This window comes from Argonema galeatum A003/A1 (assembly GCF_023333595.1).
In the GTDB taxonomy this organism is placed as follows: Bacteria; Cyanobacteriota; Cyanobacteriia; order Cyanobacteriales; family Aerosakkonemataceae; genus Argonema; species Argonema galeatum.
On the sequence record NZ_JAIQZM010000005.1, the window covers coordinates 198054 to 222121 of the forward strand.

Annotated in this window: 25 protein-coding genes; 7 read left to right on the forward strand and 18 right to left on the reverse strand. The window is 47.0% G+C overall.

Annotated features, from left to right (window positions below; all coding sequences use genetic code 11):
• Positions 1–71: 71 nt before the first annotated feature.
• From LAY41_RS08275 to LAY41_RS08295, 5 genes are all read right to left on the reverse strand, one after another.
• The gene (locus LAY41_RS08275) at positions 72–719 is read right to left on the reverse strand and encodes a hypothetical protein (RefSeq protein WP_249071501.1); all 648 of its coding nucleotides are present in this window, start codon (positions 717–719) and stop codon (positions 72–74) included.
• Between the two features lie 197 nt (positions 720–916).
• Positions 917–1111, reverse strand: a complete 195-nt coding sequence (locus LAY41_RS08280) for an NAD(P)H dehydrogenase subunit NdhS (protein ID WP_249096229.1) — start codon at positions 1109–1111, stop codon at positions 917–919.
• 120 nt (positions 1112–1231) lie between these two features.
• On the reverse strand, positions 1232–2482 hold the full coding sequence (gene rodA / locus LAY41_RS08285) for a rod shape-determining protein RodA (protein WP_249096232.1): 1251 nt from the start codon (positions 2480–2482) through the stop codon (positions 1232–1234).
• 96 nt (positions 2483–2578) lie between these two features.
• The gene (locus LAY41_RS08290; protein ID WP_249096240.1) at positions 2579–3649 is read right to left on the reverse strand and encodes an Mrp/NBP35 family ATP-binding protein; all 1071 of its coding nucleotides are present in this window, start codon (positions 3647–3649) and stop codon (positions 2579–2581) included.
• Positions 3650–3792: 143 nt separating this feature from the next.
• Positions 3793–4269, reverse strand: a complete 477-nt coding sequence (locus LAY41_RS08295) for an SRPBCC family protein (RefSeq protein WP_249096242.1) — start codon at positions 4267–4269, stop codon at positions 3793–3795.
• A 409-nt stretch (positions 4270–4678) separates the two neighbouring features.
• Here LAY41_RS08295 and hemF point away from each other — a divergent pair, with 409 nt between their 5' ends.
• Together hemF and LAY41_RS08305 are read left to right on the forward strand one after the other, a co-directional pair.
• On the forward strand, positions 4679–5713 hold the full coding sequence (gene hemF, locus LAY41_RS08300; protein ID WP_249096244.1) for an oxygen-dependent coproporphyrinogen oxidase: 1035 nt from the start codon (positions 4679–4681) through the stop codon (positions 5711–5713).
• 361 nt (positions 5714–6074) lie between these two features.
• On the forward strand, positions 6075–6446 hold the full coding sequence (locus LAY41_RS08305; protein ID WP_249096245.1) for an STAS domain-containing protein: 372 nt from the start codon (positions 6075–6077) through the stop codon (positions 6444–6446).
• Between the two features lie 60 nt (positions 6447–6506).
• On the opposite strand, the gene LAY41_RS08310 is transcribed toward LAY41_RS08305, so the two are convergent.
• Positions 6507–7115 carry a chromophore lyase CpcT/CpeT gene (locus LAY41_RS08310; protein WP_275973986.1) on the reverse strand — a complete coding sequence of 203 codons (609 nt, stop codon included), beginning with the start codon at positions 7113–7115 and terminating at the stop codon, positions 6507–6509.
• 184 nt (positions 7116–7299) lie between these two features.
• Here LAY41_RS08310 and psb29 point away from each other — a divergent pair, with 184 nt between their 5' ends.
• Entirely contained in the window at positions 7300–8037 is a 738-nt protein-coding gene (gene psb29 / locus LAY41_RS08315; RefSeq protein ID WP_249096246.1) for a photosystem II biogenesis protein Psp29, read from the forward strand.
• A gap of 366 nt (positions 8038–8403) precedes the next feature.
• Here psb29 and LAY41_RS08320 read toward each other — a convergent pair whose 3' ends face one another.
• The 10 genes from LAY41_RS08320 to LAY41_RS08365 all read right to left on the reverse strand — a co-directional run bounded on the left by LAY41_RS08320 (position 8404) and on the right by LAY41_RS08365 (position 16558).
• On the reverse strand, positions 8404–9159 hold the full coding sequence (locus tag LAY41_RS08320; protein WP_249096247.1) for a phycobilisome rod-core linker polypeptide: 756 nt from the start codon (positions 9157–9159) through the stop codon (positions 8404–8406).
• 126 nt (positions 9160–9285) lie between these two features.
• On the reverse strand, positions 9286–10035 hold the full coding sequence (locus tag LAY41_RS08325; protein ID WP_249096250.1) for a phycobilisome rod-core linker polypeptide: 750 nt from the start codon (positions 10033–10035) through the stop codon (positions 9286–9288).
• A gap of 53 nt (positions 10036–10088) precedes the next feature.
• Entirely contained in the window at positions 10089–10928 is an 840-nt protein-coding gene (locus LAY41_RS08330) for a phycobilisome rod-core linker polypeptide (RefSeq protein WP_249096252.1), read from the reverse strand.
• Positions 10929–11011: 83 nt separating this feature from the next.
• Positions 11012–11617: a HEAT repeat domain-containing protein gene (locus LAY41_RS08335; RefSeq protein WP_249096255.1), complete on the reverse strand. Its 606-nt coding sequence runs from the start codon at positions 11615–11617 to the stop codon at positions 11012–11014.
• 45 nt (positions 11618–11662) lie between these two features.
• Positions 11663–12493, reverse strand: coding sequence for a HEAT repeat domain-containing protein (locus LAY41_RS08340; protein WP_249096256.1), 831 nt, complete (start codon positions 12491–12493; stop codon positions 11663–11665).
• Positions 12494–12518: 25 nt separating this feature from the next.
• On the reverse strand, positions 12519–12785 hold the full coding sequence (locus tag LAY41_RS08345) for a phycobilisome linker polypeptide (RefSeq protein WP_249096257.1): 267 nt from the start codon (positions 12783–12785) through the stop codon (positions 12519–12521).
• Positions 12786–12879: 94 nt separating this feature from the next.
• Positions 12880–13743, reverse strand: a complete 864-nt coding sequence (locus LAY41_RS08350; protein WP_249096258.1) for a phycobilisome rod-core linker polypeptide — start codon at positions 13741–13743, stop codon at positions 12880–12882.
• A gap of 115 nt (positions 13744–13858) precedes the next feature.
• Positions 13859–14347 (reverse strand): phycocyanin subunit alpha, encoded by a 489-nt coding sequence (gene cpcA / locus LAY41_RS08355; protein ID WP_249096259.1) that lies wholly within the window; start codon positions 14345–14347, stop codon positions 13859–13861.
• Between the two features lie 111 nt (positions 14348–14458).
• Positions 14459–14977: a phycocyanin subunit beta gene (locus tag LAY41_RS08360; RefSeq protein ID WP_249096260.1), complete on the reverse strand. Its 519-nt coding sequence runs from the start codon at positions 14975–14977 to the stop codon at positions 14459–14461.
• Between the two features lie 579 nt (positions 14978–15556).
• Positions 15557–16558, reverse strand: a complete 1002-nt coding sequence (locus LAY41_RS08365; RefSeq protein WP_249096261.1) for an RluA family pseudouridine synthase — start codon at positions 16556–16558, stop codon at positions 15557–15559.
• Positions 16559–16641: 83 nt separating this feature from the next.
• Here LAY41_RS08365 and LAY41_RS08370 point away from each other — a divergent pair, with 83 nt between their 5' ends.
• Entirely contained in the window at positions 16642–17925 is a 1284-nt protein-coding gene (locus LAY41_RS08370; protein ID WP_249096277.1) for a RuBisCO small subunit-like domain-containing protein, read from the forward strand.
• 114 nt (positions 17926–18039) lie between these two features.
• Here the strand turns inward: LAY41_RS08370 and LAY41_RS08375 are convergent, their stop codons facing one another.
• Both LAY41_RS08375 and LAY41_RS08380 read right to left on the reverse strand, forming a co-directional pair.
• Entirely contained in the window at positions 18040–19065 is a 1026-nt protein-coding gene (locus LAY41_RS08375; protein ID WP_249096278.1) for a serine hydrolase, read from the reverse strand.
• A 247-nt stretch (positions 19066–19312) separates the two neighbouring features.
• On the reverse strand, positions 19313–19861 hold the full coding sequence (locus LAY41_RS08380) for a 2'-5' RNA ligase family protein (RefSeq protein WP_249096279.1): 549 nt from the start codon (positions 19859–19861) through the stop codon (positions 19313–19315).
• A gap of 84 nt (positions 19862–19945) precedes the next feature.
• On the opposite strand from LAY41_RS08380, the gene LAY41_RS08385 reads away from it, so the two are divergent.
• The 3 genes from LAY41_RS08385 to hpsE all read left to right on the forward strand — a co-directional run bounded on the left by LAY41_RS08385 (position 19946) and on the right by hpsE (position 24060).
• Complete coding sequence (locus LAY41_RS08385) at positions 19946–20212, forward strand: YciI family protein (protein ID WP_249096352.1); 267 nt, start codon at positions 19946–19948, stop codon at positions 20210–20212.
• Between the two features lie 179 nt (positions 20213–20391).
• Positions 20392–23034 carry an ATP-dependent chaperone ClpB gene (gene clpB, locus LAY41_RS08390; RefSeq protein ID WP_249096280.1) on the forward strand — a complete coding sequence of 881 codons (2643 nt, stop codon included), beginning with the start codon at positions 20392–20394 and terminating at the stop codon, positions 23032–23034.
• A gap of 75 nt (positions 23035–23109) precedes the next feature.
• A complete protein-coding gene (hpsE, locus tag LAY41_RS08395) occupies positions 23110–24060 on the forward strand; it encodes a hormogonium polysaccharide biosynthesis glycosyltransferase HpsE (RefSeq protein WP_249096281.1) in 951 nt (316 codons plus the stop codon).
• The last annotated feature ends 8 nt before the right edge of the window (positions 24061–24068 follow it).

The window sequence follows — 24068 nt, forward strand, 5'->3', positions numbered from 1 at the left end:
ATGTTGAAAGTTGACTTTAAATTAAGACAACTTTATTAACTCAAACCTTATTCCTCAAAATTAAAAACTCTCTAAGGGTGGATTTGACTTAAAATTACTCTTAAGCGATCGTAGTCATCTCTGAGCAACACACTCAAATTTCGTCCGGCGTTAACTAACCAAGTGCGATCGGCTTTTCTGAGTTGATAAATCTCCCTCATCGCAGCTGCACATAGCGCATCCACAGCCGCTCCATTCACCTGCAACAGCGTCCGCATAAAATCTAACTGTTCGCTAAAATTAATTATTTCTTGCGGTTCGCACCTGTAAACGCTTTGGTGAATCTGAGGGGGTCGCGGTGGTAGGTGCTGGTAAATGACTGGCGTTCCCCGCGATGGTGGTTTATACCCCACAATTGCAGACCGAAACTCAGTTTTGAGCATGGCAAAAATTTGAGGTTGTTCCTCTCGCAACTCCTCTAATGTCATGCCTAAAGCTCGCGCTCGATGGATGGAGTCGATCGGCATAGTAGTGGCATGATAAACCACAGCGTAGATTTGATTGCTCGATTCTTCATCTACCGACCTTACCCAACTGCCAAAAGGCGGCATGGCTGGAAAGCTGAGAGTATCTGGCTCTAGACATTGTGCTAAAAACTCTGTCGTTGCCGTTTCTATTACTTCAGCAAAGTGGTTGGGGTGGCGCTGACTGGCTGCAAATTGTGGGAGAGGAAGACGCATAATTGTGGGTAATTTCAAATTTCAAATTTAAGATTGTAAATTTAAAATACTTCTATTTTAAATCTAAAATATTAAATTTGAAATCTAAACTTACCAATTACCTTTTCATATCAAATCTGTCTGCGTCGGAATTGTTCGCTTTTCCCCTCTGCCCCTCTGCCCCTCTGCCCCTCTGCCCCAACCGGAAACGATATCACTTACTTTTTTTTGCGTCCAGCAGTGGCGTCTACCAATTCGATTTCTGACAGGCGGAAAGTTACCAATTTATCCCAATTTCCGCCTTCAAAAAGGACTGCTGCTTTACCATCGCTAACCCGTTGAACTAGCCCTTGATAACCGTAGTAAGTATCGCCTATATTCTTCACGCGAACTGCTGAACCTGGCAAAATCATGATTTTCTCCTCTCTCGATCTGCTTGTAAGCGAACTTGCCTGTTGGCGACTATCCGCTTTTATTTAGTATTAAGCGTTGATTTTAATAGCTGCGTTAATTGCAAATGAAACCCAAACCTATTAAAACCTGCGTACCTGTCGATAATTTGCCACCGATTCTACCAGTCCTATGGAAATAAAATTGGTGAGCATCGCGGAACGACCGTAACTTATCCAAGGTAGGGGAATCCCCGTTACTGGTGCTAAGCCAATGGTCATGCCTATGTTAATAATTACCTGAAACACGATCATGGCTAGGACGCCGATCGCCAATAAGGAGCCAAAATTGTCTTTGGCATTCTCAGCAATAATTATTAAGCGCAGACAGACTAACCAGAAGGCTATCATCACCACAATACAGCCCACAAAGCCCAGTTCTTCGCCAATAGCTGAGAAGATGAAGTCGGTGTGCTGTTCTGGAATAAAGTGCAGCTGAGTTTGAGTTCCCTGAGTAAGACCTTTGCCCCACATCTGTCCGGCACCGATCGCAATGCGAGATTGGATCAGGTGGTATCCTCCTCCCAATGGGTCTTTCTCTGGGTTCAGGAACAAAATCAGTCGGTTTTTTTGATATTCCTTTAATAAGCCCCAAAAGATGTGCCCTATTTGCCCTCCGACAAGGTTGATTGCGATCGCTCCTGCCGCACCCCACCAGCGCCAAGGCAGAGTGCTAAAAGCAATTAAGCTCATAACTGCTGTCCAAGCGAACCACGCCGGTAAATACAAGTTGAACACAATTGCGGCAACCACTGGAGAAACCAACAGTATCAACCAGCCTGGATTTGTATTGGCCCAGTAAAGCATCCCTACCGTAATAGCACCAAACACCAAAGACGTACCCAAGTCAGGCTGTATAAATATTAAGAGCCAGGGAACTGCTGTGATTGCCAAAGCTCTGGCGAAGGATGGAATCGTCGAAGCCCCTTTAGAGTGTAGGAGTGCGGCCAGGGTAATAATCAAACCTAACTTAGCAAATTCAGAGGGTTGAAAATTGAAGCCGCCGATACTAATCCATCGCTGAGCCCCTTTGGCGCTATAGCCGATCGCCATTACCGCAATCAAAAAAAAGTTGGTTAAACCATAGATGATCCAGTGCCACTGGAGCAAATTTTCGTAGCGGCAGCGGGCTAGGAAAAGTGCCAGTCCAAGACCAATACTACCAACAATCCAGTGCTGCCACCAGTCAGTCACTGGCAGATTTAATTCTGCACTGCGAATCACCAGACCGCCAAAAAAGCTGAGTCCTACAGGCATTGCAAAAAGCCACCAGTCTACTTGTTGCCAGGATATAAACCAAGATTTCCAGCGCAGGGGTTTCAGGAAATTCAACATAGGTAATGGGTAATGGGTAATGGGTAATTTTAGATTTTAGATTTTAGATTGAAATGCAATTGTTTAATCTGCAATTCCTCAATTACCGATTAGCTATCAGGCTAAAGCAGCTACAGAAACTTTACCGGCGATCCGCTGGGCGATCGCATTCAGGGCTTTCGCTGAGGCACAATCCGGTTCGGCGACTACGATGGGTAAACCGCGATCGCCTCCTTGGCGTAAGGATATTTCCAGAGGCACGCACCCCAGCAACGGCACACCCAACTCAGCCGCCGTTTTCTCGCCTCCGCCAGACCCAAAAATATCGTATTGCCGATCGGGCATATCTGGTGGAATGAAATAGCTCATATTTTCCACAATTCCCAAAACCGGCACTCCCAACTGCTGGAACATTTTTAAGCCCTTACGAGAATCCAGCAAAGCCACATTTTGGGGCGTCGTCACGATCACTGCACCCGCCATCGGCACAGCCTGAATCAAGGTTAGCTGAGCATCGCCAGTACCGGGAGGCATATCCACAATCAAGTAATCCAGTTCGCCCCACCGCACCTGATACAAAAACTGGCGGATAATGCCATTGAGCATCGGGCCTCGCCAAATCACGGGTTGGTCTTTGCCAATCAAAAATCCCATCGAAACCAACTTTACACCATGATTAAAAGCTGGCTCCAAAATTTCTCCTTGAGCAGTTTGTTGCACTATCACCTTGGCATCTGCCAGTCCCAGCATCATCGGTGCGTTAGGGCCGTAGATATCCGCGTCGATCAAGCCCACTTTAGCGCCCGATTGAGCCAAAGCCACCGCCACATTAACAGCAACAGTACTTTTTCCCACGCCGCCCTTGCCACTGGAAACAGCCACAATATTTTTAACACCGGCAATTCCGGTGCGATCGGCCACTCCTTTTTGCTGCGGTGTTTCGGCGGTAACTGCGATCGCCACATCTTTCACCCCAGGCAGCTGGCGGACTGCTTTCTGGCAATCCTCGACGATAAACTCGCGTAAAGGACAGGCAGGCGTTGTCAGCACCAAAGTAAAACTGACATTGCCGTCCTCAATCTTGAGGTTGCGAATCATGTTCAATTCCACCAAGCTCTTGCGGAGTTCGGGGTCTTGCACCGGGCGCAATACTTCTAAAACCGAGCTGGCATCGAGAATGTCAGACATTGTATTTTTTCCCCTAGCTGTGAGGGGCGATTTCATAATTAACTGTTATCAAATCTTAACTTTAGTCGGTCTGCGTTTAACAAAGTTAGGGAGTGAGAAATTTTAGATTTTAGATCTGAAATCTGAAATTTCCCGAATGCCCTTCATAAGGGGTTTTGTTCGGCTGCGTGAGCTAATTGGGCCGCAACCCGCGCCGCACTCGGTCGGATCAGCGACCAGATCAGGGGCGACAACCACCCTCGCAGCGTAATGGAATAGGAAATCTCAGTCCCGCAGACGGTAGACTGAACTTTGTAAGTCACTCTTTCCTCCAGCCCCGGTAAAGTGAGAATTCGCACCGTCAACAATTCCCTGGGCCTTACTTGCTCGACGAAAATGCGAATCGGAATAGGAATCGATCGCGTTACAGCCTGATAAATCAAGCCAGGTTTGGCAACTAACCCCTTGGGAACATTGGTGCTTGCCAGCAGGGGATGCCAGGAAACATCAGCTAAATCTGTCACTTTTTGCCATAGGGCGTCCACCGAAGCCGAACTGAGGGCTTGATATGTACAAGCTAGAGAAAAGAGCCACCAACGCCTTTGAGGACGATCGGTGGATTTGGAGGAAAAATTGGGCATTATTACGCTCCTCCCGCTGCTATAGCTAGGGACTAGGGGCTAGGGACTAGGGGCTAGGGGAAGAAGGGACTCTTCCTCAAGGGTTTGGTGGAATTAAGAACGTCCTAAACTGACTTTCATCGGTTGCTATAGTTTCCAAGGCAGCCTTTAGATCTTGCTATACCTACAACAGTTATGGTTAATGATACAGAGAGCGGATTTCTAGTCGCCATTTTTTTGGATAAAATTGGACACGCCAGAAGATGGACAATGCTGCGATCGTTATAAGACCAAACTGAAGCTTGACCATCGACAAGCCACTCTCTCATGGTCAGACACGCCGCTCAGACCCAATTCGAGTTAATCTAAAGACTCTGGGACAATTAAACCACTGTTCGGTTGAACTAAATTAAATTGCTTTTTTGAGATTATGACGGCTTTTTCAACTTTTGAGGCAACAACCAATAAAACGATGCCTCCATCTGACTCAAAGCGTCGGGTCACCCAGTTTATGCAACAGTTGCAGGACGAAATTTGTCAAGATCTGCAACGGCTGGATGGCATTGCTACTTTCACAGAAGACTCCTGGGAACGAAAAGAAGGGGGCGGCGGTCGTTCTCGCGTGATGCGCGATGGGGCTGTGTTTGAGCAGGGCGGCGTCAACTTCTCGGAGGTTTGGGGCGACCATCTGCCGCCCTCAATTCTGGCGCAACGCCCCGAAGCGGCTGGACACCGCTTTTACGCGACCGGCACTTCGATGGTGTTGCATCCCCGCAATCCTTATGTGCCAACGGTACACCTTAACTATCGCTACTTTGAAGCTGGGCCAGTTTGGTGGTTTGGCGGGGGCGCTGACTTGACGCCCTACTATCCGTTTGCAGAGGATGCTGCCCATTTCCACAAAACTTTCAAGCAAGCCTGCGATGCCCACCATTCGGAATACTATCCTACGTTTAAACGCTGGTGCGATGAGTATTTTTATTTAAAACACCGGCAGGAAACGCGGGGCGTCGGCGGACTATTTTTTGATTACCAAGATGGGCAAGGCCAATTGTATAAGGGGCCGGATGCCAATGGGCCAGCGGCAGTTTACAGTGCCGCCCTCAGTAATATAGAGCCGCGCAGCTGGGAAGATTTGTTTGGGTTTATCAACGATTGCGGTCGCGCATTTTTACCTGCTTACGTGCCGATTGTAGAGCGACGCCAAGGGATAGAGTATGGCGATCGCCAACGCAATTTCCAACTCTATCGCCGGGGTCGTTATGTGGAGTTCAACCTCGTTTACGATCGGGGTACAATCTTTGGACTCCAGACAAACGGACGCACCGAGTCGATCCTGATGTCTTTACCGCCCTTGGTGCGCTGGGAATACGGGTATCAACCGGAACCCAATACACCAGAAGCCCAGTTATATGAAATTTTCTTAAAGCCCCAAGATTGGGCTAAGTGGACTGGTGCTGCATAAAATTTACAGAAATCCTGTGAAGTTTTATCCCACTACTTTCTGGGTCAAAGCAACACGAGGGGCTGACGCGCTTTGAAATATCCGTGCTTTCTGGTAAAATACTCACAAACAGGTCTATGGTTTTGACCCTACCTGCGGACTGCGGGAAAGTTACGCGGTCGTGCGTACTAGCACGACTGCTACGCTAAGGTCAGATATTAATCCCTTGTGGGTTAATCTGCGTATCTTTAGATCGCAGAGTGTCAAAAGCTTCATATCTGGTTTCGCCTGATGTATGTATTGCCTGTGTTTGGATGACGGTCGATCGGGTTGAGGCTATGTGCAAAAGCTGTAAAAAGTTACGATTTAAAGGGGAGAGGCAGTGATCCATATCGAGCAAAAAACACACCAGCTCCAAGACGGCACTACTGTTATCGTCTTGACGCCTACAGGGCGCTTAGATATCACGACGGCATGGCAATTTCGCCTCAAGTTGCAGGAGTGTATTTCCAAACTCAGCCGTCATGTGGTCGTGAATCTCGGTCAGGTTAATTTTATCGACAGTTCCGGTCTGACTTCATTGGTCGCAGGAATGCGAGATGCTGACAAAGTGAAAGGGAGTTTCCGCATTTGTAACGTGCATCCAGAAGCAAGACTGGTGTTTGAAGTTACGATGATGGACTCGGTGTTTGAAATTTTTGAAACGGAAGATGATGCTCTTGAGGGTGTTCCCCGCAACAGCATGGCGTCTTAAGCTAGGGTGAAGCGCTTGGAGGAGGTAAAGAAAAAGAACCCTTTGTTTTAGCAGGCTTCATCAAGGCAGTTCGGCAGAAAAGTCTTGACGCTTACTGAAGCGGTAAGGGCCTATAATAGCTCCCCACAGAGCAATGCCTGTTTCCGGTTCGATTCCTTTGTCATAACTGAGGAATTGCTCAGGAGTAGCCTCAAATCCGAGAGAAACCTGGTAAGTTTCGTCCCGATAGTTGAAGCAGCAACGAGCGTTTGGTGGTAAAGACGCTTGAAAGTGGTAAGCGCTCTGAGCGATCGGGCCTTGGGTAACGCTAAGAGTGCAACCCGGTAGCAGTTCTATGCGATCGCTGCTCAGCGTTTTCAGTAACTCTGGGTTGCGACCAGCACCTATCATAGAAGATGGATCTTCGATTGCGTAGTACTGTACCTGGATGGAAGATCGCGAGTCGTTGCTGTGCTGTAGCCGCATGATGCGCTGGCGATAAGCTTTGTCCGGGTAAAGATAGTTGGCTTGCTCCGCAAACAGGGTGAGGCTGTCTGACAAAAACAAAGGTACAGGTCGCTGCCAAAGGCGTAGATGCACGTACCAAGCCGGAGAGTCGATCGCTTGGTCTCTATTGTCAAACTCACCAGCCATGTAGCGAGCTAGAGCAATTAATTCAGGAGAATACATGATTTTTCTGTGGCTCTGGAAATAAAATACATCGGTTGTCTTAAAAACCAGATGGCAATCCTGCATTCTACCCGATCGCAACCTAGATCCGCTAAATCACGCGGCCCATTCTTTCTGCGATCGGCTTGGCAAACTTACACTTAAACGAGACAATAAAGTTAAATCATCCTTAAAAATGCTTTCCGTGAATAACGTCCGCACTGTTTCAGATACTAAGCGAACTTTCTACAACCTTCACACTCGTCCCATCAACACTATTTACCGGCGAGTGGTCGAAGAATTGATGGTAGAAATGCACTTGCTGTCGGTCAATATCGATTTTCGCTACGACCCTATCTACGCTTTAGGAGTTGTGGCTTCCTTTGACCGCTTTATGCAAGGCTATCGACCAGAAGCGGATAAAGACCCTATTTTTGACACCCTCTGCAAAGCGGTAGAAAATGACCCGCAAAGGTACAAGCAGGATGCACAATGGTTGGAGGAATGGGCAAAAAGTCGAAATTCTCAGGAAATTGTCGAAATTCTCAGTCAAGGGTCTGAGTTTAGCAATTCCGGGGATTTGCGACCAACGCTACAAGCTATAGCCAACAACCCGAACTTTAAGTACAGCCGCTTGTTTGCGATCGGTTTGTTCACCCTCCTAGAAGTGGCAGACTCTACCATAGTTAAAGACACCAAACAGTTGGCTGAGGCGCTCAAAAAGATCGGTGCGGCTTTGCACTTACCAGAGGACAAACTGCAAAAAGATTTAGAACTCTACCGCAGCAATCTAGATAAAATGGCCCAAGCGCGGTTAATGATGGAAGATACCGTCAAAGCCGAGCGCAAAAAACGAGAGCAACGCGCCGCAGATAGAGGTGTAGTCGTTGCGCCCCCAAACGGTCAAAAAGACTCGATCGATACGTCTAGTAGCCCTAATTAATTCTGAGAGATAGCAATAATCATTTTTTTGCTATCTTTCATAAACAGAAAACAAACCAAATATGGTGGCGGTTGCTCCCCCAAACAGTCAAAAATGCTTGACGGCTAGGTCTAGTATAGCGACCGATGAAAGTCAGTTAGGACGTTCTTAATTCCACCAAACCCTTGAAACACGCCACTTCTTCCTCTAGCCCCTACCTATAGTTTTAAAGAAATTTAGAAAACACACTATAACTACAATGACTGGGCCTAATTTCCGCCTAGCTCAAGAACCAACAAACGCGATCGCGCGAGCCAGTCATTAGTAAGCGGAAACTAAACCCAGTCTTTAAAGCAAAAAGTGATTTAGATAAACCAAGCCAGAACCTTAGCGGCGCTTGGGCACCTTATTCAGGTAATCGATGTCAAACGCAGACAGGCGTTGCGCGTAATTGCGCTTGGTATTGGCCGTAGCCGCCATACCGCTGAACTTGCGGGGGTCGCCTTCGGGCAATTTCCGTTCCTGTTCTTTGCGGCTGTAGAACTTCTCCAACGCAAAGCGCCAATCAGTTTTGACAGTACCAGCTGATTCTTGGAAGTCCTCCCCGTAGCGGGGGGTGACCAAATTGAACGGACGCGCCTCCATCCGCTTGCGTTGGTAGGGTACAGTGAAATCGCCAAACGCTGCGGTATACTCATCGCTATCAACCAGTGCATCCACAAAGCCGCTAAAGCCCTTGGTCGCAATCACAATTGACCAAGCGATTTCTTCGTCTTTGTTGTAAGAAGTACGACCCAAAAAACGCTTGAGGCAGATTTGTACCAGTCGATAATTATTATTGACCGAGACAACTAAACGATAAAATGCCTCTGACTTCGCCAGTTCCCGAATGAAGTCGCGCACTGTGATAGACCGATTGGCGAGACGAGTTTCCACCGCAATTTGACGGTTGAACTTGAGGATTTCATGTTCGCTGAATACTTGGCGATAACCTGCCCAAATCAGTTCCCTAATCTCGTAGGGAGAAGAAGCATCTTCTACGCGATAGATATAAGGCGTATCTTCATTTAGATCCGCTACGCCAAAGCTTTTAACGCGCTGGTTTTGGGATGAAGGTTTATATGTAAGCAACGATAGTGCCATGCAAAAGCCTCCTAATGTGGTTGAAAACTAAATACGTTGGTCAAAAAGGCAACTTCAGATCGTAAACTTCAGATTGCAGATTGAAAAATTCAACTTTAAATCTGAGATCTTGAATTTGAAATTCCCTTACCGGCGTTGCGGAAAACTCGTGCTTGAGTTAATCGACACCGGAATCCCTTCAGGCTTATTATCCCTTGTCGTGTCGGGAATTTTGATATTAGCCGTTGAAACGTTCAGATTTTGGGTAACGGTTTTGATTTGAAGAGAGCGTGCCAAATCAAGGAAGTTACGCACATCGCCCCACTTGTAGCGTTCGTCTTCCTGTTTGTCGCGCCAGTAGTTGCCGTAACGAGGCGTCACCAAGTTAAAGGGGCGGTCTTTGTAGCGACGGCGCTGATAAGGCACCGTGTTGTCGCCAAAATTGCTCTGATACTCTTCGCTATCGATCAAGGCGTCAACGAAGCCGCATAAACCACTGGTAGCGATTTTAATTGACCAGGCAATCTCTTCATCCTTGTTATATGGGGCACGACCCAGGATGCGTTTGAGGCAAAGTTCGACGACACGATAGTTGGAGTTTGTTTCCACAACTAAACGGTAAAATGCCTCAGTCTTCGCCAAACCACGGATGAAGTCCCGCACGGTAATAGCCCGATTTTTTACCTGAGATTCCAAAGCAATTTGACGAAAAGATTTGAGGATTTCGTGTTCGCTGAGAATTTGACGGTAGCCCGCCCAGATTAATTCTTGGATATCGCTATCGTCTAGGCAGTCTTCTATGCGATAGATTCTGGGTGTTTCTTCGTTGGGCACTTCGTAACCCGCTACTCGCTGGTTCTGCGAGGAGGGTTTGTATGTAAGCAAAGGTATGGACATAAGCAGTTTTGAGGTTTGAGTTTTTAGTTTCGATCTGCTAATCGGTATTAGCGCTATGCTTTGGGATCTGTGGAAACATAGCGATAAGGAAGGGCAACTTCCGTGCGACTCACACCTGGTTTAACAGTGCTTCCCTGACGAGTCATATCTGGAATATCGGCGCGACTGGTTTGATTGATTGCCCGGTCTTTGTACCGCTGATAATTAACTTGAGGGGTAACGATGCTCCGGGCCATTGCCAGGAAGTTCTCGGGAATGCCTTTACGAGCAACTTGTTTTTCTGGTGACCCTGTACCGTAGATCTTTACTTGATAATAGCTGCGGCCTTCAATTTCAAGTAAGCGACTGCGCCAATACTCGGTGTAACGGGGATTTACTAAATTGAAGGGTCTTTCGTTGAATCGACGGCGTTGATAGGGTATGAGGTCATCTCCAAAGTTTTGGACATATTCCTCGCTATCAACAATGGTGTCGATAAAACCATGCAATCCCTTGGTTGCTATCACAATTGACCAGGAAATTTCCTCATCTTTATTGTAAGTTGCGCGTCCGAGAAAGCGTTTGAAAGTGATGTCAACTAAGCGGTAGTTGGAGTTGGTTTCAGCTACAAGTTGCCGATATACTTCAGATTTGCCGAGGCCCCGCACAAACTCTCGCACTGAAATAGAGCGATTCCTCAATAAGGATTCTAAGGAGAGTTGGCGGTTGCTTTTGAGAATCAATTGTTCGCTGAAGATTTGGCGATAGGCAGCCCAGATTATTTCGTTAACTTCATACTCTGATGAAGTATTGGTTAACCGATAATTAATGGCGTCGTCTTCATCAGGAACTTCGTAGCCTTCTACGCGCTGATTTTGTGTGCTTGGTGTAATTTCCAAGAGTGGAATTGGCATTTTTTAAGTAGATGTAAGTTGGCTGTCGTAAGTTGATGGTTGTTAGTTATTAGTTGTTAATTGCCTTTAATCGCTACTAACGACTAAGTACTGACAGTTGCTAATTGAACTCTCGCGCGAACTGCTCGATCGCTTTCCGCTGCTAACATTTGCTGTAAGTGGGTTTGGATGTGCGGTTTGACTGAGGGCTCTTTAGCCAGTAATTGCAAGCCTACAATGGCTGCATAGCGAATCGACCAGTCTGAGTCCTGGGAGACTTGTCGAAGCGTGTCAAAAGCTTTTTCTTGGGCGGATTGAATCTGTTCTGGGGAAAGTTTGTGCCAGTGGAGGTTTCCCAGTCCTTTGGCGGCAGCACGGCGGACGCTGGGGGCAAAGTCGTTTAGAGCTGCTGTGTTCAAGACTTCTAGTGCAAGCGGATCTGCGATCGCGGCTAAGGCGCGTATGGCATAAGCCCTCGCGCCGTAGTTGTACCCATCCAGTTTTTCTAGTAAGGGCTCGACTGCCGATACTCCGATTTGAACTAGCCCTTCAACGGCTAGTAATGCTGCGCCTGGGTTGTTGTAGCCCAAAGCGGCGATTAGGGTAGGAATTCCAGCTTCTAAACGGGCATCTGCTAAAGCGCGTACTGCTGCGATCAGAGTTCCGGGGGTATCCGCTTGTTCTACTGCCTGAATAAGGTTATTAGTCATTGCTTCACCTGCTCTTTCCCCAAGCCCCGACGCACTAGCCCCTTTCTACAAGAGGGTATCCATCAGGTTCATGACTTTGATGGCCTCGTCGTTGAGCGATTCAGGTTTGAAAGGCTCAAGTTGATGTTCGAGTAAGCCTTTGAGAGCTATGAGCTTAAAGCTATTTTCTACTGCCGATTGGGCGATCGCATTAGCAGCCGGTAAATAGCCTATAGCACCAAGGTCAGACAAAGCCACCCGGCGCAATTGAATATCTTTTCCGGCCAAAGCTTTAACTAGGCTTTCTGCATATACTGAGTCTTTGGTCAGCTGGTACATAGCCCTGGTGGCGGAGTACTGCACTCGCTCTACTGGGTGTTCCAGGAAGGGTTTAATCAGGGGAATGGCTTCAGTTGCCTGGAGCGTTCCCAAGGCTTCCATTACAGCTTCGTAGGGTTGTGCTAAATGGGGCATCCCCGGTACTTCTACAGCAGCTGCTATTCCACCAAATAGCAGCTGCTTCAGCACTGGAATACAAGCTGGATCGCCCAGCATACCCAGCGACTGAGCAGCTGCTTCTCGTACATAGAAGTCGGAGCCATCCAAACACTCAATTAGGGCAGGTACAGCCTTAATATCTCCAATTTTTCCCAGCGCCCGTGCGGCATTGCGCCGTAGCGGGTAGCCTCCTAACTCTGTTCGATCAGCCTCATCGTCTAAAGCTGCGATCAGGGCGTTCACTGCTGCTGGTGTATCGATCTGGAATTTTCCCAGCCACCAAGCGGCATAGTAGCGGAGACTCACATCTTCGTGGGTGAGATTGGCGATCGCCTGTTCTACCGTTAGCGACGGAGAAACTTCTGTTTCGCCATCTGCCTCTGGATTGGACTCCTGCATGATAAGAGTGCAAAAAGTTGCTCAGTTATTCTGATTCGCCGGATGCTGCACTTGCTTCTTCAGCGCCCCAGGGCTGAATGCTGACGATTTGGCCGCCAAGACGAGTAATGCGCCGCATTTCTTCATTCATGCGGCTGTATGGAACGGTGACAAATACGCTGCCGCTGCGGCGAATAGCGTAGTTATTTTTGTCGTTTTCTTCGTTTTGGCGTAAGCCAACAACTTCGTAACGAAAAACACGGCTACCAGAAGGCGTGTTTGCAGCGCTACCAATGGCGGTTTGACCAAGCATTATTTAAACCTCCTGTGATTTTAATTTCAGATTTCCAATCTGAGATTTTAGATTTAATTTCAATCCAAAATCCAAAATCTAAAATCTAAAATTCTTAGGCTGGGTTGACGCTTACGATTTTGCCGCCTGTACGCAGAATCTGTTGCATTTTGTTAGACAGATTTTCGTAAGGCACCAAGAAAGCGGTGCTGCTGCGGCGGACGCCGGGATATCCCGGCTGACGAATACCGGCTACTTCTATTCTGTAAACGCGGCCACTTTCGCCGTAAGAACCGCCTAAGCAGTTACGGGGAGCAACATCACTGGATGCGCGGTAGTAAGACCAGGTGTCATCGCTACCAGAAGGCTTGATAATCGAGGAAGCGAGATTCTGCGCCAAGTCGGTGGCGAGGCGAGAGTTACTGCCTTCTACTTGAGCGCGATCGCTGTTAGCATAACCCCGGTACAAGCGGAACATCCGCGTGAAACCTACGCTTCTTTGCCCAGCTTGATACTCAAAGCTGCGATAGTAGGGAACAATGTTGTCGCCGAAGTTGGCTTGATACTCCTGAGAGTCGATGTAGGAGTCAATTTCAGCGTTGTAACCCTTGTTCTCGTACAAATCGAGGTGATAAACTACCTCTGATTCGTCATAAGGGGCACGTCCCAGTAGATGTTTGTAGTTCAGTTCTATCAACCGGGTTTGAAAACTGTTGTAGAAAAACTTGGTTTTGTATAGCTCCGATTTAGCTACTGCGCGTACAAACTCTTTGACTGTCAGATTTCCATCTCGCAGAAGCGATTCGGCACTAACCAGACGTTCGGAAGCCATCAAATAATCATTGCCCAGAACCTGACGGTACGTGGCGCGGATTACATTCTCGATATCTTCCTTGGTTGCGTATGGTCTTAGTTCTACCCTTGCTGCTTCACCATAAGCTGCGGTTCCCAAGCGGGATGCTGCTGCTGTTATCGCCACTTTAAATTTCTCCCAACAAACACAGCTTCTCTTAAATACAACAATGCCCGGAGAAATAAGCAACTGCGAGTTCTATAACCTGCACCTGCATACCCCTCCGGGCCATAGCGATCGATTAGCTCAGAGCATTGATCGCGTAGTCGATGTAGGTGTTAGCTTCGTTAGCAGCTTGGCCGCTCAGACCGTGATTGCCTTTGATGTACTTGAGGGCTTCAACGTACCAGCTGGGAGATAGATCGAAAGCTGCGTTGATTTCGCTCAAGCCAGCAACCAAGAACTCGTCCATTGGGCCTGTGCCACCGGCAACCAGACAGTAGGTCACCATACGCACGTAGTAGCCGATGTCGCGAGAACACTTGGATTTGCCTTCGGGGGTGGAGGCAAAGTTGGCACCCTGCATTTGGGTGGTGTAGGGGAATTTTTGGTACACAGCGTTAGCTGCACCATCGATCAGCTTTTGAGCGTTGTTGGTCAGGGCGCGAGCTGCTTCCATGCTGGCACCGGCGCGTTCAAAGCGACCGCGAGCGGATTGCAGTTCGGTGTTGCTCAGAAAACGGCCTTGAGTATCGGCTGCGGCGATCGCTTCAGTGATGGGGGTCTTCATGTTTTGGTTATCTCCAGAATGCTTTGCAAAGTTTCCTGACTAGCGTGCGAAAAATCGCGGTTTGAGTAGTTTGAGTGCGGGATAAAATCCCTACTCAGGACTCAACAGTTATTAAGCTACGGCAGATGCGGCGCGATCGAAGTAGCTGGCTACTTCAGAAATCAGAGAGCTGCAATCGCCTTGGCTGATCCCGCTGGGGTCGTTAGCGATCGCAACTGCGGCTTCTTTCATCTTGGAAACGCCAACAGCTACGGAAGAACCGGGGGTACCGAGAGCTTGGTAGGTTTCGCGCAGGCCATTCAGGCAGCGATCGTCTAGCACGCTGGAGTCACCAGCCAAGATTGCATAAGTTACGTAACGCAAAATGATTTCCATGTCGCGCAAGCAAGCAGCCATGCGACGGTTGGTGTAAGCGTTGCCACCAGGAGCAATTAGCTGAGGTTGTTCGGCAAACAGAGCGCGAGCGGCGTTGGCAACAATTGTGGAACCGTTGCTGGTGATGCGGTTAACGACATCCAAGCGCTTGTTTCCATCGCGAACTAAGCCGGTTAAAGCATCCAGCTGAGAAGCGCTGAGGAATTCACCCTTGGCATCTGCCTGAGAAACAACTTTGGCGAATGCGTCTAACATTAACTCAATCTCCTAACTTTGTTTGGTTTGAGAGGTTTTTTGCTTAAAAACTGGTATTTCGGTAAGTACGCCAATTCAAACTTTGAATCAGCTTACCGGGGTCAATAACAGACAAATGTCAAAAGCACTTTTCAAGTTACTGCCCCTACCACTTGCTCCTTTAAAGGAACCTTTTATAAGGATAGGGGATAATTCTGAGAAATTTTCACTTTTTTATGAGAAAAGCGAAAAGTTGCTTAATCAGTACTTTCGCTTACTTTTGCCTGTCTGTAAGTCCCTACAGGTTATGTTTATACACTGCCGTTCAAGCTTAATATATTACAAATTGTTAATTAGGTTCGCTTACTACGAACAAACGCATCAAATCCTTTATAAATAAGGCTTTCGACTTCTCCTTGCTCTAGTTATTTGTTACATTTCTTAAGGTATTTATACTCATAGGTTTTTATTGATAAATCTTATATTTTTTTACAAACCGCTAAAAGTGCCACTTTATAAGGAATTGGGGCTCAATTTACCTTTCGGTCAACCAGTGATTTTGTATAGAAATGTAAATTTAAAGTAATAAAGATACGTAAATTAAATGCTGGAACCGGGGAGGGCCACTCGCCGCCGCAAGATTTCTAGGAGGGTAACGAAGTGAGGTGGAAGAGGTGCTGTCACCTGAATCATCTGTCGGGAGATAGGATGTTCTAAAGAAAGTCGCCAAGCGTGGAGGGCTTGACCGGGTAGGTTGACGCCTATGTTGCGTCCCGAACTGTAAACTGGGTCAGCGACGATGGGATGGCCCATATAGGCACTGTGGACGCGAATTTGGTGAGTGCGGCCTGTTTCTAGCTGGAAGTGGATCAGGGTGTAGTTTCCTAGGCGTTCCTGTACCCGCCAATGGGTGACGGCTAAGCGACCTTTTTTCTCTTCCAGCACGACAGCCATTTTTTTGCGATCGACAAGATGACGACCGATCGGTTGGTCAATGATGCCGCTTTCCGTTTTGGGAGAACCGTAGACCACACCCAGGTATTCCCGGCGGGCGGTTTTGGCTTTCAGTTGAGCTTGCAGATGCTGGTAAGCTTGGTCGGTTTTGGCGATCGCGATCGCACCCGTAGTATCTTTGTCCAGCCGATGGACAATGCCGGGACGCTGGACACCGCCAATTTCTGCGAGAGGACAATGCGCCAAAAGGGCATTGACAAGAGTACCTGCTGGGTGACCTGCTGCTGGATGGACGACTAATCCAGCGGGTTTGTTAAGAATTAACAGGTGGTCATCTTCGTAGAGAATATCCAGAGGGATATTTTCGGCTTGTAATTCCGAAATCTCCGCCTCTGGGATGATGACATAGATCCGATCCCCAGCTTTAAGAATTTTGTTTTTGGTAGAGCAAATTTGGTCATTAATTTTTACCGACCCTTGTTCGATCAGCTTTTGGATGCGGGAACGGGAGAAATCCGTTAGTTGACTAGCTAACCAGCGATCGAGGCGATCGATCTGGTTTTGGGCCAAAAAGTCGCTGGTTTCCTTGACTTGTAGGGAGATTTCGGGGTGAGGAATGGTGTTTTGGTTGAACTCGTCAATTTCCATTTTAGAAACAAACCGGGACTGGTGCAGATGTCATAAAATTATAACAATAGGCTGATAAGCGATCGCAAAACACACACCCAATAATGAGCTATTACATCTCTCCCCGTTTCCTTGACAAACTGGCCGTTCACATCACCAAAAACTTCCTCGATATTCCCGGAGTAAGAGTTCCCCTAATTCTGGGAGTTCACGGACGCAAAGGAGAAGGGAAATCCTTTCAATGTGAATTAGTTTTCGAGAAAATGGGCATCGAAGCAGTTCACATTTCTGGAGGAGAACTCGAAAGTCCAGATGCTGGAGATCCAGCGAGGTTGCTTCGTCTGCGATATCGAGAAGCAGCAGATTTGATTAAGGTTCGCGGCAAAATGATCGCGCTGATGATCAATGATTTAGATGCAGGTGCCGGACGCTTCGATCGAGGCACTCAATACACTGTCAATACTCAGTTAGTGAATGCCACACTAATGAATATTGCCGATAACCCAACAAACGTACAACTCCCTGGCAGTTACGACTCAACACCCCTAAATCGCGTCCCAATGATTGTGACGGGAAATGACCTTTCCACCTTATATGCACCACTGATTCGCGATGGTCGGATGGAGAAGTTTTTCTGGGAACCAAACCGAGAAGATAAAATTGGCATTGTTGCTGGGATATTTGACAAAGATGAACTTTCAGCTAGAGAAATTGAGCAGTTTGTCGATACCTTTATCGATCAAGCCATAGATTTCTTTGGCGCAGTAAGATCGAGAGTTTATGATGAGCAAATCCGGCAATTTATCCATGAAATTGGTTTTGATAAAATTTCTTCTCGTGTCGTCAATAGCGCCGAAGAAAAACCAACTTTTCTCAAGCCAGATTTCCGACTGCCTCGCTTAATTGAATTTGGCAACTTAATGGTGCAAGAACAGCAGCGAGTGCAGAATTCAAGGTTGGTAGAAGAGTACAATGCAGGACGCTTAAACAACTATCAACAAACGCCTAATCCTGCGCCTGCTAATCCTATCCAAAAGGAAGTGGCGAATAACTCAACTAAAGTAGAGACAATTTACAAAGTCAATTATGCTAGCAGCAGCAACGGTCAGCAAAATGGTTCTAAACTAAGCCCAGAAACTCAGGAACAGGTACGTCAGTTGCTTGCCAAAGGATATAAGATTGGTATGGAACACGCTGATGAACGTCGTTTTCGGACTCAATCTTGGCAAAGTTGTTCTCCCATCCAGACAAGTGAGGTGTCGGATGCGATCGCAGCTCTTGAATCCTGCTTAAATGAGCATACTGGAGAATATGTCCGCTTGATCGGTATCGACCCCAAAGTCAAGCGACGCATTGTGGAGACAATTATCCAAAAACCAAAAATTTAGTTAGTCGGGCAGAATTACCCTTCTACTCTTAGCCCCCTCTCCGTTGCGGGGAGGGATTACCCTTCTACTCTTAGCCCCCTCCCCGTTGCGGGGAGGGGGTTTGGGGGTGGGGTTCTAAATACCCCCATTCTTATGAATATAGTCCACAATTTTGGCAATACAGTCGCGGATTTGGGGGCTGCTTTTACCATTATCTTCAGTCACAGTAATGATGTAAGTTTTACCGTTAATTTCTGCTGCTAATGTAGCCCCTCTAACTTTAGTATTTTCTCCGGTTTTCTCACCTAACCATCGCCCCGCTGATGTTTTTAATGCTTCAAATCCCAACAAGCGATCGACCTGCCGATTGAAGATATCAATAAGTACCTTATATTCGGGATGTTCGCAATTGTAAATTTGCACCATCATCGCTGACAGTTCGTTACTTGTAATTAGGTTAGATGCAAAGCCACGATTTCTAGTTGGTGGCGTAAATTCTCCTGTTAGCTTGTAAGCAACGCGAGTTGTGCGATAGCCGAGACTGTTTAATACTTGATTGATATAACTCCAACCCAAGTAATCAATTATTTGATTTGTGGCAATATTACTGCTGTTAGCAATCATCTCGGTCAATAAATACTTGAAAGAGTAAGATTTTCCCACTTTTATCAGGGAATAATCTTCTTCAGTAAAATTACTTAAGTCAACATAAATATGTTCATCTAAGCTAATATTATCTTTTGATAACTTGTGCAGAAGAACGACCGCAATAGGAACTTTAATTAAACTGGCGGCACTTTTCGGGGGCCGATCGCCTCGATAGCTCAAACATTTTCCAGAAAGGTCGCAAACTGCAATCGTTGGCGAGAAAAGACCGCTCTTATCAGCAATTGTAGCAATAATTTTCGATCCTGAAACCTTGACGGCAGCAGAAGGCAAAGAAAAAGTATTTTTGTTTCGGTAATACAAATTTGCTTTAATATCGCATGATAAAGAGCTAAGCAGACTTGTGGACGAGCTGGTAAGCACAGTCGCAGACGAGACAATTTCCTGGCTCGAATACAGCAAAATTGTATAACTAGCAAGTACCGTAGGGGGAGATGCGATTCCCATGATACTAATGAGAGCCCCCAAAGACTGTCCAGCTAGTAAGTATGGCACCCGTTTTACTCCTTTCACACCAAAAAATTATCTACTTACGTAATTTTATATTTATATCATTAAGGTACGTTGTTGCGCTTTAGCGCTCTTAGAGCGCTAAAGCGCAACAACGTACCCATTACCCATTAAAAACAAGAGCGAATGCAAGTAACTAGCAACTTGAGTTATTTCTTTTTTGATCCTCTTCCTCACAGCAGTTGTGCCCCTTTGCTGCCTAATTTATATTGTTTTCTTGGTAAGCGAGTAGCTAGAGGGCGAACTCCGAGTAAATATTCCACCGAGTGCCGTCGTGAATTAGCAGCGTGAGGGCGTCAGCAGAGAACTCAAATTGCAACGATCGGGCCTGAAATTCCGGCCATGCTGCATGAAAGTTCTGCCGTGTCAAGTCTTTAAAGGCAACAGTCATGTGAGGAGAGAAAGGGCGACCTTTAGAAACAGGATCTACAATACCTAATGATGTCTCCATGTAGTTCATCAAGTCTGCTTGTAAAGTTAAGAGTTCTGGCTTCTTGAGAACGTTGATATAAATTACTCTGGGGGAAAAAGCGTCAAATCCCGACAGTGTAATTGGGATCGTTTGTCGCGTACTGGCAAAACCGCTCAGGGAATCTACCAAAACCGTAACAGAATCGCTCGCCCACTCAAAAGGCGGTTGTAAGGTAATATGGGGAGGAGATTTCTGGGCGTGGCGACTGTTATAGCGATCGGCAAAGTATTGCTTAATCTCATTAGCGCGATCCTGAATCTCCTGGGGGGGCAGGAGAGCGATGAAAAATCGTTTTTTTGATTTGTCCACAACAGTACAATTACAAATGATATTTGCAGCTAACCGTTTTCCAATACCATCAAGCGAAGATTAGCACCAAAAGGATTAATGGCAATGGCTTGGTTTGTCAAAATTGAAGAAGGAATTGTCGATAAATCTACCTTTGACAAATACGTATCAGCCCATAAAGCCTACGTGCGGGACTTGATTGCCAAAGGACATCAGGCGCGTAGCGGCTACTGGGGTAAACTGGGAGGAGGAATGCTCCTTTTCCAGGCAGCTTCGATGGATGAGGCGCAAGCTCTAGTTGCCCAAGATCCGCTTGTGCAAAATGGCTGCGTCAAGTACCAACTTCATGAGTGGCGAGTTGTTGTAGAATAAGTGGCAGTCCTCTGGCATAGAACCAGAAAGCAGCATTTAGTCCACTTAAGTGGACTTTCACTATTAGCAAGGGACTAAAGTCCCTTGGCGGGTGAGAGCGTAGGTGCAAAATCCCAGTTTTCAGTATTATGGTCATGACGGGTCAGAACTAAGAAACCCTTTGACAGAGAGGAATTATTGTGCAGCCTACTGATGCTACTAAATTTACCGAGAAAGCCTGGGAAGCGATCGTCAAATCGCAAGAGGTGGCCCGTCGCTATCAACATCAGTATCTGGAGGTAGAACATTTAGCGATCGCACTTCTGGAACAAGATGGACTGGCGCACCGAATTCTCAACCGCGCTGGCGTTGATTCCGCCCGCTTGGTGTCCCAACTGGAATCTTATGCAAAAGCACAAACCAAAGTAGTTGCCAAGAATGAGGATATCTACCTGGGCAAAAGCTTAGACGTAATGCTCGATCGCGCGGAGTCAGCCAGGGTAACTTGGGAAGATGGGTTTATTTCCGTCGAACATTTATTGCTGGGCTTTGCCGAAGACGAAAAGTTGGGGCGTCGGATGCTCAAAAGTTTTGATGCAGACGCCAAAAAGCTGGAAGCGACGGTTAAACTTGTTCGCGGCAGTCAAAAGGTTAGCGATCAAAATCCAGAGAATCGTTACGACGCCCTGGAAAAGTACGGACGCGACCTAACGGAACAAGCAAAAGCTGGTAAACTTGACCCCGTAATCGGGCGGGATGATGAAATTCGCCGCGTAATTCAGGTGCTATCGCGCCGCATGAAAAACAATCCGGTGCTGATAGGGGAACCGGGAGTGGGGAAAACTGCGATCGCAGAAGCCTTAGCCCAGCGTATCATCAACGGCGACGTACCGGAATCCCTGAAAAACCGCAGGCTGATTTCCCTGGATATGGGCAGCATGATTGCAGGTGCCAAATATCGGGGCGAATTTGAAGACCGCCTCAGAGCTGTACTCAAAGAAGTCACCAACTCCCAAGGGCAAATTGTCCTGTTTATCGACGAACTGCATACCGTCGTAGGTGCTGGTGCAAACAGTCAAGGGGCGATGGATGCTGGCAACTTGCTCAAACCGATGTTGGCGCGGGGGGAATTGCGCTGCATTGGCGCAAGCACCCTGGATGAGTACCGCAAGCACATTGAAAAAGATGCCGCGCTGGAACGTCGGTTTCAACAAGTTTACGTAAATCAACCCTCGGTGGAGGATACGATTTCGATTCTGCGGGGACTCAAGGAACGTTACGAAGTTCACCACGGGGTTAAAATTACCGACTCGGCGCTGGTTGCGGCGGCGACACTTTCCCATCGCTACATCTCCGATCGGTTTTTGCCAGATAAAGCGATCGACCTCGTAGATGAGGCAGCTGCTAAGTTGAAAATGGAGATCACCTCGAAACCGGAAGAGTTAGAAGCGATCGATCGACGGTTGATGCAGCTGGAAATGGAGAAATTGTCCCTGGAAAAGGAAGAAAACAAAGCGTCGCGAGAACGTTTGCGCGGAATTGAAGATGAAATTGTCGAATTGAAGGAAGAACAAGAACGACTTTCTTCCCAATGGCAAGGTGAAAAGAATCTTTTAGAAGCGATAAATACCTTGAAGGAGGAAGAAGATCATCTGCGGGTGCAAATTGAACAAGCGGAAAGAGCTTACGATCTCAATAAGGCGGCGCAGTTGAAGTATGGAAAATTGGAAGGTTTGCAGCGCGGACGCGAAGTCAAAGAAGCCGAACTTTTGAAGTTGCAATCCCAAGGTTCTACCTTATTGCGCGAACAAGTCACGGAAGCGGATATTGCCGAAATTGTCGGTAAATGGACGGGAATTCCAGTTAACCGCTTACTGGAATCGGAACGGCAGAAATTATTGCAATTAGAAGCCCAACTGCATAAAAAAGTAATCGGTCAGCAAGAAGCCGTCTCAGCCGTCTCGGCGGCCATTCGTCGCGCCAGAGCGGGAATGAAAGACCCCGGACGCCCGATCGGTTCATTTCTGTTTATGGGGCCTACAGGAGTCGGAAAAACCGAGTTAGCCCGCGCTTTAGCGCAATTTTTATTTGATTCGGATGACGCCCTAGTGCGGATTGATATGTCCGAGTACATGGAAAAACATTCCGTGTCCCGACTGGTGGGTGCGCCTCCCGGATATGTCGGTTATGAAGAAGGCGGACAACTTTCGGAAGCAATTCGCAGGCGTCCCTACTCGGTGGTCTTGTTGGATGAAGTGGAAAAAGCCCACCCAGATGTGTTCAACATTTTGCTACAAGTCTTGGATGATGGGAGAATTACCGATTCTCAGGGGAGAACGGTGGATTTTCGGAATACCGTGATTGTGATGACGAGTAATATAGGAAGCGATCGCATCCTCGAATTCGCTGGCGATGATTCCCAATACGAACAAATGAGTAAACAGGTGATGGACGCCCTCAGAAAGCACTTCCGTCCTGAATTTCTCAACCGGGTTGATGATATAATCCTGTTCCACACCCTCAGTCGCAGCGAATTGGGACAAATTGTCGGAATTCAAATGCTCCGAATCCAGAAGTTACTCGCCGACCAAAAAATTAGCATTGAGCTTAAACCTGTTGCCCAAGAGCATTTGGCCGAAGCCGGCTACGATCCAGTGTACGGCGCTCGCCCGATCAAAAGAGCGATTCAGCGCGAACTGGAAAATCCGATCGCTACCATGCTGTTGGAGAACGCCTTTGTTCCCGGTGATACGATCGCGATCGACTGTATCGATAATAAGCTAACATTCACCAAAAAACAGCCTCTCACTCTCGCGCCAGCAGTTCAAGCAGTGGAAACCTAATATTAAGGCATTTCAAATTTGAGATTTCAAATCTCAAATTTGAAATCTCAAATTCCCCCTCTCCCCAGTCTCCCAATGCTAGACTTCACCGTTGCCATACCAACCTACAATGGGGAAAGCCGTTTACCAGATGTTCTGGAACGACTGCGATCGCAAATCAAAACAGAAACCTTTTCCTGGCAAGTAATTGTTGTTGATAATAACAGCACCGACAACACCAAAAAAGTTGTTGAAGAATACCAAAAAAACTGGCCTGTAGCCTATCCTCTCAAATATTGTTTTGAACCTCAACAAGGACTTTGTTTTGCCAGACAACGCGCCGTAGAGGAAGCTAAAGGCAAATTTATCGGCTTTATCGACGACGACAATTTACCAACTTCTGAATGGGTAGCAGAAGCGTATGCTTTTGGGAAAGCTAGTGATGATGTCGGTGCCTACGGCAGTCGGATTTATGCTGAATTTGAAGTAAGTCCCCCAGAAAATTTTCAGAGAATTGCTTCTTTATTGGGATTGACAGATAGAGGTGACGATGCTCACCTCTACGAACCTCACAAAAAAGTGCTGCCACCAGGAGCCGGATTAGTTGTCCGCAGGCAAATATGGCTGGAAAATGTTCCCAAGCAACTTATGCTTGGGCCAAAAGGTGAGGATGCGATCGCGCAAAGAGGAGAAGACTTAGAAGCATTATTATATATTCAAACAGCAGGATGGCAAATTTGGTATAACCCCAAAATGCTCATTTACCATCGCATTCCCCGCCAGCGCTTAGAAAAAGACTATCTAATTAAAATATGCCGCCAAACTGGACTCTCCCGTTATCATACGCGGATGCTCAGCGTCAAAACATGGCAACGCCCTCTTGCTTTGTTAGCTTATATGCTCAATGATGTTCGCAAAATTCTCTTCCACTTAGCTAAATATAAAACAGCAATTCGTAACGATATAGTAGTTGCTTGTCAGATGGAGCTTTACATTGCCAGCCTTATAAGTCCTTTCTACATCTGGAAAAGATATTTACAAAAATAGATAATTAA